This window comes from Streptomyces sp. NPDC042259 (genome assembly GCF_055582085.1).
Genome location: NZ_JBVJDW010000027.1, coordinates 1 through 9,990 on the forward strand (window position 1 = coordinate 1; position 9,990 = coordinate 9,990).

The 9,990-nt window shown below is 69.7% G+C and carries 7 protein-coding genes and 2 pseudogenes; 4 read left to right on the forward strand and 5 right to left on the reverse strand.

The window, feature by feature from the left end; all coding sequences use genetic code 11:
- Window positions 1-359: 359 nt before the first annotated feature.
- Entirely contained in the window at window positions 360-1,259 is a 900-nt protein-coding gene (locus tag ACZ6MA_RS33845; RefSeq protein WP_469438742.1) for a LysR family transcriptional regulator, read from the reverse strand.
- 111 nt (window positions 1,260-1,370) lie between these two features.
- Between ACZ6MA_RS33845 and ACZ6MA_RS33850 the strand changes: the two genes are divergently transcribed.
- The gene (locus ACZ6MA_RS33850) at window positions 1,371-2,576 is read left to right on the forward strand and encodes an MFS transporter (RefSeq protein WP_469438744.1); all 1,206 of its coding nucleotides are present in this window, start codon (window positions 1,371-1,373) and stop codon (window positions 2,574-2,576) included.
- Window positions 2,577-2,656: 80 nt separating this feature from the next.
- Window positions 2,657-2,818: pseudogene (locus ACZ6MA_RS33855) on the forward strand (IS110 family transposase); the annotation flags it as partial.
- Here ACZ6MA_RS33855 and ACZ6MA_RS33860 read toward each other — a convergent pair.
- The 4 genes and pseudogenes from ACZ6MA_RS33860 to ACZ6MA_RS33875 all read right to left on the reverse strand — a co-directional run bounded on the left by ACZ6MA_RS33860 (window position 2,810) and on the right by ACZ6MA_RS33875 (window position 5,595).
- Window positions 2,810-3,133 carry a hypothetical protein gene (locus ACZ6MA_RS33860; protein ID WP_469438745.1) on the reverse strand — a complete coding sequence of 108 codons (324 nt, stop codon included), beginning with the start codon at window positions 3,131-3,133 and terminating at the stop codon, window positions 2,810-2,812. The pseudogene ACZ6MA_RS33855 and the gene ACZ6MA_RS33860 sit on opposite strands and share 9 nt — an antisense overlap.
- 592 nt (window positions 3,134-3,725) lie before the next feature.
- Entirely contained in the window at window positions 3,726-4,022 is a 297-nt protein-coding gene (locus ACZ6MA_RS33865; RefSeq protein WP_469438746.1) for a hypothetical protein, read from the reverse strand.
- A 578-nt stretch (window positions 4,023-4,600) separates the two neighbouring features.
- Window positions 4,601-4,798 (reverse strand): annotated as a pseudogene (locus tag ACZ6MA_RS33870) (kinase); the annotation flags it as partial.
- Window positions 4,795-5,595, reverse strand: a complete 801-nt coding sequence (locus tag ACZ6MA_RS33875) for a DUF6042 family protein (protein WP_469438747.1) — start codon at window positions 5,593-5,595, stop codon at window positions 4,795-4,797. The gene ACZ6MA_RS33875 and the pseudogene ACZ6MA_RS33870, both read right to left, overlap by 4 nt.
- 1,708 nt (window positions 5,596-7,303) lie before the next feature.
- Here ACZ6MA_RS33875 and ACZ6MA_RS33880 point away from each other — a divergent pair.
- On the forward strand, window positions 7,304-8,908 hold the full coding sequence (locus ACZ6MA_RS33880; RefSeq protein ID WP_469438748.1) for an ISL3 family transposase: 1,605 nt from the start codon (window positions 7,304-7,306) through the stop codon (window positions 8,906-8,908).
- 23 nt (window positions 8,909-8,931) lie between these two features.
- The gene (locus ACZ6MA_RS33885) at window positions 8,932-9,504 is read left to right on the forward strand and encodes a hypothetical protein (RefSeq protein ID WP_469438750.1); all 573 of its coding nucleotides are present in this window, start codon (window positions 8,932-8,934) and stop codon (window positions 9,502-9,504) included.
- Window positions 9,505-9,990 lie beyond the last annotated feature (486 nt).

Genomic DNA, 9,990 nt, shown 5'->3' on the forward strand with positions numbered 1-9,990 from the left:
CCCCCGCCGAACCGCTAACCTCGCCTCTCAACAAACCCACAACACCCCCGGCCACCAACGACCCGACACACCAACAAACCCCCCTCCGAGCGTTATGACCGATGCCGTCGTCTGACCGATGCCGTCGTCTGACCGAGGCCGACTGGTACCTGGGGCCTGCAGGACGGCCCAGGCCGGGGCCGCACCCTCCCGCCCGAGCGGTCAAGGCATCCCTCGTCAGGCACGACCTGGGCGCCCGCGCCTGACGGCGGCGGCGCATTCCCGCACACCCGGCCGCACGATCGGACCCTGCCACACCGGGTCGTCGTCCGGCCGGAGGGGACTGCTCCCGGCGCGAGGCGCCTCTCGCCGGGAGCCGGTCAGGGCGCGGCCGTGGTTTCCGTCAGGGCTTCCGCGAAGGCTTCCGACTGGGGGGACGGGCGGGTGCAGGGGCGGACCAGGCCGAGTTGGGAGTCGGGAAGGCCCTGGACGGGGACAAAGGTCAGGGAGTCGCGGCGGCCGTGGTAGTCGGCGGTGGAGCGGCACAGAAGCATCGCGCCGCGGTCGGCGGCGGTCAGGCTGAGGCCCTCCTGGAGGGTGTTGACGCTGGGACCGGCGGGGACGGGGAGGCCGCCTGGGGTGCGGTCGGGGGCCTGGGCCCGGCGCCAGTACGCGGGGGCGCTGCCGTCGATGCCGATGAGGCGGCAGTCGGCGAGTTCTTCGGCGGACAGGGTGTCGCGGGCTGCGAAGGGGTGGCGGACGGAGACCGCGAGGGTCTGCGGTTGGCGGGAGAAGACGGGGCCGAGGACGAGGTCGTCCTCGGAGACGGGGAGCAGGACCACCGCGCAGTCGACCTCCTGGCGGCGCAGTGGTCCGAACGGGTCGGAGAGCGGGATCTCGACGATGCCGATCGCACAGTCCGGGTAGCGGTCGCCGAAGCGGGCGATGGCCTGGCTGAGGCAGTCGTCGACCGTGCCCTGGAAACCGATGCGCAGGGTGCCGCCGATGCCTCGGGCGGCGGCCCGGGCGTCGTCGACGGTGGCGCGCAGGGCTTCGTAGGCGGGCCGGAGTTCGGCGAGGAAGCTCTCGCCCAGGGGGGTCAGGCTGACCCGGCGGCTGGTGCGTTCGACGAGCGGGGCGCCGATGCGGCTCTCCAGCGAGCGCAGCAGTTGACTGACCCGGCTCTGTGAGACGTATAGGCGCTCTCCCGCCCGCCCGAAGTGCAACTCCTGTGCGAGGGCGAGGAACACCTCCAGCTCGCGTATCTCCACACCGCTCATGGTGTTCCTTTCTACACTGCCGCCGCTCGGCGGCCGATCGAGTAGTCCCGCTCATCGAAGGATGAGGAATCGGCCGTTGTTCCCCCAGGTCGCGGCGGGTTGGCTGAGGGCATGGCACAGACTGAGGAAATTGCAGACACCACCGGGGCGTGGGAACGCTCGGCTACCCGCGGCTGGCTGGGTGTCGTGGCGGTCGCGAGCACGACCTTCACCGTGGTGACGTCCGAGATGCTGCCCGTGGGCCTGCTGACACCCATCGGGGACGCGCTGCGGGTGACCGAGGGCACCGCCGGGCTGACGCTGACCATCACCGGGCTCGTCGGTGCATTGTCCGCACCGCTGTTGACCCCGTTGCTGGGCCGGTCCGACCGGCGGATCGTACTGTGCGCGCTGATGTTGGTGCTGACGGCGGGCAACCTGATCGCCGCCTGGGCCCCCAACTTCGCGGTGATGGTGGTGGCGCGCGTGCTCGTCGGCATCGGGATGGGCGGCGTCTGGTCGATCGCGGCGGGTCTGGCGGTACGGCTGGTGCCGCCGAAGTCGATCGGTCCCGCGACCTCGCTGGTCTTCAGCGGGATCGCGGTGGCATCCGTGCTCGGCGTCCCCGCCGGCACGTACATCGGTGAACTCGCCGGCTGGCGGACGGCGTTCGTGGTCATCGCGGCCCTGGCCATGGTGGTCCTGGTGGCGCTCGCGCTACTGCTGCCGCGGCTGCCCGCGGAGCAGGAGGTCCGGCTCAGCGGGGTGATGCGATTGTTCGCCCGGCCGCCGGTACGAGCCGGGCTGATCGTGGTGGCCCTGCTGGTGACCGGGCACTTCGCCGCCTACACCTACGTGCGCCCCGTGCTGGAGGACGTCTCCGGTGCGAGCGCGGGGCTGATCGGCACGCTACTCCTCGTGTACGGAGTCGCGGGCGTCATCGGCACCTTCGCCGCGGGCACCGGCGCCGGCCGCTCTCCGCGGATCACCCTGGTCGTGATCAATGTGGTCCTGGCGGCCACGGTCGCCCTGCTGCCGGTGCTCGGCGGTTCGGTGCTGGCCGCCGGTGTGCTGCTCGCGGTGTGGGGCCTGTCCTACGGCGGTGTGTCGGTCAGTACCCAGAGCTGGCTGCTGGCGGCCGCGCCCGACGCGCGGGAGGCAGCGTCCTCCCTGTTCGTCGGCGTGTTCAACGGGGCGATCGCCCTGGGCGCGCTGGCCGGCGGGCTCACGGCAGACGGCGCGGGGGTCACCGCGGTGATGTGGCTGGGCGGCGCGCTGGCGGCCGGCGCCCTGCTGGTCACGGTCCTGGGCCGGGCCCCCGAAAGCGGCCAGCTCTGAGCCGCCGGTTTGAGCGGACCGGTCTGAGCGGACTGGTCCGAGTCGACCAGTCACCCCGAGAACGTTCCGGCGCCCAACCCCTGGGCGACCCGGCGTCCCGGGCCTACTACGACAAGAAGATCGCCCAGGGCAAGCACCACACCCAGGCCCTGCTCTGCCTCGCGAGACGCCGGGCCGATGTCCTCTTCGCGATGCTCCGCGACGGAACCTTATACGAACCTCATCCCGCCAAGTCAGGCTGAATCGCCGAGAGCCCGCCGTGCTTCAGCCCACAGCCGCTCGAACTCCTCCGCGGAGATCTCGGCCGCCTGCGGCTGGTCCTGCCAGCCGTCCATGGGACCTTCGGCGAGAACGCCGTACTGTCGTTCATAGCGACCCATTGCCGCGAGATCGGCATGGTCACGCAAGTGCACAACCTCCGCCGAAGAGGCCGCCGTCACCGGACGCGAGTCCTGCCCCCGGACCTCAACCTGCCGCGCTGCCCAGCCCTCGTCATCGGCCTCGAAATACAGCCACCGATCTTCGTCCTCGTAGTAGGTGCGAAACCAGGTCGTCATGCCGCCATCCTGATCCACGACCTTGGCCCAAGAGATAGGGGCCCCGAGCGGATGGAGCAGCTGTCCGCGATCGGGATGCGGTGGTCGTGATGGGCATCGTCGTCACCGCGGCCGCCACGCTCACAGACGGCTATCTGCTCGGACGACTACGCACCTGGCAGCGGGCGGGTGACTAGACGGCCGATCAGGTCCGCTTCACCGGGGCGTGAGCCCGGGGCGGTGCGGGCCACCGGGCCGTCATCGTCCTGGTCCACGCCGTCACCGCGCCGCGCACCAGCTGGCGCATCATGCGCGCCCCGGCCGCCGACACGCGGGCGCCCGTACCCGTACGCGATCCGGACTGGACCGCCAACCGCACCCAGGCAGACAAGGGAGGCACAGCGTGAGCACCGACCAGAGGACCGACATGACGACAGCGCGCAGCGCCGCCGAGCACCGGGTGGAAGTCCGCCGGGAGTTCACCGGTCTGACGTACGAGCAGCTGGGCGAACTGATCGACACTGGCGGGGACGGAACGGAGCCTGCGGGCCCTGCCGAGAGGCACAGGACGGCAGTGCGGATGGCGGAGCTGAAGCGGACCCTGAATCTGGTGTTACGGCTTCCACTCCACGTCAGACTCGCCCATCTTGCTCCTGCCGCAGCTCATGCCGAACTTCCAGTTACCGCGCCCCTTCCACGCTCCGAAGTGCGACGTGCCGTCCCAGCACCCCACCATCGCGCGCGCCATACCCCTGGTCACGGTGCAGTCAGCGCTCCAGCCATGGCTGGTCGACTTCCAGTTGGTGCAGTGGTAGCCCGGGTTGGCGGCTTGGGCGGGGGAGGCCGTCATGACGCCGCAGAACGCCGTCAGGGCAATAGCGCCGACGGATGCCGCTATCTTGTCGCGCACAGTCGAGAACTCCACTTCATGTGTCCGTTCTGAGGATGAGATCGGCGACTCGCCTGTCGAATCGCCTTCGCGGGCGGCTGGGCGAACCCCCTTCAGGGGGGTCGGAAAGGCCGGATCACCGGAAAGGCCTATGTCCCCGCCGGGCCCATCGACGATGATCTACTGGCCGCGATCAATGTGCATAATCGCCCGCCTGTGATCCGCCTCACCGATCAGGTGGGGGCGGCGGACCCCAAGCGCCGACACCACTCAAGGGGACATGACACAGGTTCTGAGCTGCGGCATCGCACTGGAATGCGTGTAGGGCCTGAGATCTTGGGACGCTCCCCTGCCGAACTACGTGGCGGCCGAGACGGGTTGGGCGAGGCGGTCCAGGTCCATGCAGAGGGCCCGCACGAGGCGGTCGCGGTTCTGGGCACAGCGGGCGGGCCGCCCAGTTCCGGGTGTGCTCAAGGCGTGTTGTCGCCAGGGTTCCCGACTGACCGATTGACCGGTTGACGGCAGGGTGGTGCCGGTCGGTGCTGAGCCTGCCGAAACCGATATCGAGTTGGCCTTTCAGGTGATCGCTAGGCGTGACGCATGCTGGCGCCGCCGGGCCGGTCTAGTTCGCGCAGTACGATCCGGCGGAGGTTGTCCTGGGCGACGACGGCGAGGTTGAGGCCGAACCTCTCGCGCAGGCCGACTGCGATGGACGACTTGCCCGAGGCGCTGTTGCCTCGGAGCACGATCAGGCGCGTGTCGCTGGTCCCTACGGTGCCGGGCGCGGTCTCGGTCACCCGCGGCTCACCTGGATGCGGTTCTCGTGGAAGTGCTCCCAGTCCATGACCAGGCGGAAGCGGCGGTGGGCCTCCAGGCGCTCCGCGTTGGCCGGCTCCTCGCCGCGCTGGACACGGGCGTCGCCGGATTTCACGAGTTCCGCAAGAGCGAGCCGGACGTCGTTGACGTCCTGCCCCGTGGCTGCCGCCAGCCGGTCGAGGGAGGTGAGGGTCTCTGCCGGTTCACCCAGATCATCGACCAGGTGGTCGATGAGGGTGTCGAGGAGCGGGCCGGTGCGCATCGTCCAGCGGATCCCGTCGAGGCGCTGGGTGAGTTCGGGGTCCAAAGGCAGCAGGTCGCCGGGTAGCGGCAGCACGGCGGGCATGGACCATCGGGTGCCGTCCGGCGTCTCTTCGCAGCGGGCCAGGCCCCATGTCAGGTAGAGCTCGGACAGGTTCCGCACGGTGGTGGGCACCGGGAAGCCGGCTGTCGTCAGCATGGTGCTGAAATGCTCCCAGCGGGCCGCCTCGCATGCCTCGCGGCCCTCCGGTGCGGCCTCGTAGTCCCATTCCTCATCGGGCCAGGAGAAGGTGAGGGGACCGTCGAGGTCGCCGCCGATCATGTCCCAGTGCCCGTCGAAAATCTCCCGCAGGAGGTCGTCCAGGGAGCCGGTGAAACCGGGCTGGCACGCCGTCCCGATCAGCATGGTCAATGGGAAGCCCTGACGGGGCAGGACGTGCTCCCAGCCCGACACCCACCAGTCGTTGTGTATCGCCAGGTCCCGGCGCGGCCCGGGCACAGACGCCTTCTCAGTCATCCGCAGCTCTTCCTCGCAAACACCTCGATGCTCACAGCGTACGCAGCGAGACGGGGCTGGTTCTCACGGGCTCCACCCACGCCTCTATCTCCAGTTGAACAGCAGCGCGACCGGGTTCAAGGGGCCGGGGGACGGGGAGTGCTGAAGGCGCGTCTGTGCAAACATCACCTCCCTGGACAGCTACCTGCCGCCGCACATCGCGGAACTGGCGAGGAAGGTCGCCAGCGTCCTGGAGGAGCCGCAGCCGGCCACCGCGTGACGGTGGGGCCGCAGCATCATGGGACGGTGCGTCCCCCGAGCCGGGCCCGGGGGACGTCATCACTGCCCCCCAACACGGGGCCTGTGGTGTGTCCGGCTCAGGATCGCCACGGCCCAGCTGCTGTGCATTCAGCCGACGTCGAGCGCGTGTGGAAGCGAGCTGGGGCAATCTCGCTGTTTCAGCGCAGTCGGTGGCCAAGGAGCGCGAGGCCGGCAGCGGCCGCGCGCTGTTGGTAGGCGCGCAGTCCGGGGGCGCCGGGGGGCTGGCAGTCGGGCGTTTCGGTGCCAGTGTCCGGTGAGGGCGGCGAGGAACGCGGTGGAGGCCAGGGGCTCTGTCGCGGAAGCGGGGTGTTCGTCCAGCAGACGGGCGCCTTCCTGTGGTGTGTGTCCGGCGAGGACGAGCTGGGGGCGAGGGAGACGGCGCCGATGCGGCCGGGGGCGCGCCAGATGACATCCGCCTCAGACCGGCGGGCTTCCCGGCGCCGCCGGTGGCCGGGGGCGCCACTGCCCTTGCCTGCCTCCGCCGGAAGGGCTGATGCGGCCGTCGGGGGGCGGTGCCGTCCAGCCGCTGGCACGGCTCGGGCCCCCCTGACTGCGCCACCACCGTCCCGTCCGCACTGTGCGACATGGGAGCCGATCATGTCTGACGCCACCTCCTCCACCGGCGCTCGCGCGCCCCGACCGAAGCGGCGTATCCGCCCGGGCACCTGGGCGGCCTGCCTTCTGGCCCTCTCCGGCCTGGCCGCTGGCAGCCTCAACAGCCCCCAGCCGGCTGACGCCGCGGCTCCCCACGGCAGGAAGGTGTTCGACAAGCCCAGCTTCGCCCGGTGGGAGTGCCTGGTTCCCAAGGGAGTCACCCACATCACTGTGTTGCTGTGGGGGCCCGGCGGACACGGCGGCGGCATGGACAGCGGAACGGGTGGCGGCGGAGGCGGCGCGGCCGGCGGAGGCGGCGGGGCGGGAGGCGGCTCGGCCGGCGGTACGGGCGGAGGCGGCGGCGCAGGCGCGTACATCAAGTGCCTGGTCCCCGTCGAGTCCCGGTTGTTCTCCGTCGTGGTCGGACGCATGCGACGGCAATCGGCGGAAGAACGGCCGAACGGAACCAGGCCCGACAGCTACTGCCCCTCGCATGTACTTCCGGGGGGTCTCCTCGCCGCCGTCCTTGGCCGGGACGCATTGAACACGCGCAATCATCAGGGAACTCCCGCTCGGCCTGGGTCGGAACCCACGTACATGAGTCGTACTCGGCCAGGAGCGCGGAAACACCAGCAGTCGTCATGGACGGCTCAACGACCGGTACCGGCGCGGGTGGCTTTGTCCATGAGAACGGGTTCTGGCACAACTTCTGTGACGCGGCCACGCTGAGTGACGACTGAGCTTCCCTGGGCAGTATGCGAGGTTGCCCGAAAATGAGCCGTGGTCTGGGCGGTTGGGATGACAGTTCGGGGCCGTGGAAGAGATCGTGCTCCGGTTGCAAGAGCTGTTGTTCCCGTCGATCACGGACGTCGCGGTGCTGTCGGTGGACGTGAGTATCGCGATAGTTCGCGTCAACGCCGAAGGCACTGCGAACGGTGCCGCTTGCCCGGCGTGCGAGGTCTGGTCGAACCGGGTTCATGGTTCCTACCTGCGGTTTTCCGCTGATGTGCCGAGCGCCGGACGAAGCGTTGTTCTCCGGCTGAGGGTCCGCCGGTTCACCTGCGGTAACTCAGAATGCGTACGCCGGACCTTCGTCGAGCAGATACCCGGCCTGACCCGTCGACACGGTCAACGGACCGAGCGGCTGCGTTCGGCGCTGGCCTCGGTCGGTCTCGCCCTGGCGGGCCGGGCCGGCGCTCGGCTGAGCTCCGTGCTCGGGGTGTCCATCAGCCGGAGTACCGTCCTGCGCCTGGTCGACGCTCTCCTCGAGCCGGAGGTGCCCGCCCCGCGTGTGGTCGGCGTCGACGAGTACGCCACCCGCAAGGGCCGCCACTACGGAACCGTTCTCGTCGACGTGGAGACCCGCCGTCCTGTCGACCTACTGCCCGACCGGGAGGCATCGAGCCTGGCGGCCTGGCTCGCCGATCGGCCCGGCGTCGAGGTCATATGCCGGGACCGGGCGCCATTCTTCGCCGAGGGCGCCAGCGCCGGTGCACCGCAGGCCGTCCAGGTCGCGGACCGGTGGCATCTCTGGCACAACCTGAGCGAGGCCACCGAGCGGAGCGTCGCCCAGCACCGTCGCTGCCTCCGCACTCTGGTCCCCACGGCCTCTGAACCCGGACCCGATCTCGGGGCCGTTCCGGCCGCGGACTCGTCCGGCTCTCCTTGGCCACGCGGACACCGATTCGCCGATCGGACCCGGTCCCGGCACGCTGCCGTCCACGCACTGCTGAATGCGGGGCACAGCCGACGGTCGGTGCAGCGGCAGCTCGGGGTGACCTACCGCACCGTCAAGCAGCTCGCCGACACCGCAACACCGGAAGAGCTGTTCACCGGTCAGTGGCAGAACCGGCCGTCCGTCCTCGACGACTACAAGCCCTACCTGGACGACCGCTGGACCGAGGGCCGCACCAACGCCTGGAAGCTGTGGGAGGAGATCGTGCCACTCGGCTACAAGGGCAGCTACCAGCGTGTTCGCGCCTACCTGCACGACAAGCGCACCTCGCCGCAGCCGGTGACCGCCCGGCCGCCCTCGCCCAGGACCGTCGCCGGATGGATCCTCCGCCGTCCGGAGACCCTCACCGAGACCGAACAACTCCAGCTCAAGGCCGTCTGGGCGCACTGCCCAGAACTCGATGCCCTCACCGGGCACGTCCGCTCCTTCGCGACCATGCCCACCGAGCGCCAGGGCGAGCGCCTGCCCGACTGGCTCGACGCCGTCCGGCAGGACGACCTGCCCAGCCTGCACACCCTCGCCGCAGGCATCGACCGCGACCGCGACGCCGTCATCGCCAGCCTAACTCTGCCCTGGAGCTCAGGCGTCGTGGAAGGGCACGTCAACCGGATCAAGATGCTCAAGCGTCAGATGTTCGGCAGCGCAGGCTTCGCCCTCCTGCGGAAGCGCCTCCTCCTGTCCTGATCACCGAAGACAGGAGGAACTCCATGGCAGCCGCGGCGGCGGATATGCAAGCCTTCCCCTTCCAGATACTGACGGAGAAGACCTTGATGACCAGCGACGACGCCCTCGATCAGTTCAGACACATCGCGCGCGAGAGGGCATTTGGCAGGCATGTCGGGTCGGACAGGCTCATCCAGGCAGGTCTGGACGCGCTGATGGCTGGGGTCGAGAGCCCGTCCCTGGCCATGCTGGCGGGACTCCTCCGGAGCGAAGAGCCTGAAGCGCCAGAGCTCTTCGACCAAGTACTGGACGAGCTGGGACTGCTCTTCCACCCGCCCGCAGACCCCCGGGCCGCAAAGTGGGCGATGGCCTACTGGATCGCCGGTCAGATTGCCGACGGCTCTCCGGATCCCGCCGCTGGCACTCACCTCATCTGGGTAGACATCGCCTATGACCTCGGCTACCCCGAAGAGCTAGAACCCCTTGTGCACTGCGCGCACAACCTAGACGGCTGGGAGGAGAGCTGGGGAGTCTCCGTCGAGGAACTCAACGGAGAAGCGATTGAGGCAGCGAAGCAGTTCCTTAGCCAGGGGTCGGGAGCCGAGGCGCGAGACTGATCAGCGGTTCGTTCTCGCCACCGGGATTGGTCACCCGCGAGCTGATCCCTCACTCAGCGTGGCCTCACCACAGATCCTGTGCCAGAACCCGTTCTCATGGACAAAGCCGGCGCGGGGCATGGCCTCCCTCACGACCCCGTCCGGGATGGTCCGGCCGAGCCTGGTCACTACCCCTGCGCGCTTCGGGGCACGTGGGCAAACCCCGGCCGGGGGCGGCGGCTTGCCCGGGTTCCGCTGGGCTTGCCCGCGGCTACCGGCGTCGTCCGGTCCCGAACATGCCGCGGCTCTTGGCCACCGGGGGTCCGGCCGCCGCGCCGGCGGGAATCCGTTGGCACGTACCCGTACCTGCGCGGTCACCTGATCGTCCGGGGGGTGGTGCGTGGGTCCCCTAAGAGGACATCTCATTTGGCGAGTCTGCGGTAGCAGATGAGTGTGCAGGCGAGGCTGGTGAAGGCCAGGAAGTGGTCGGCCTTGCGCTCGTATCGG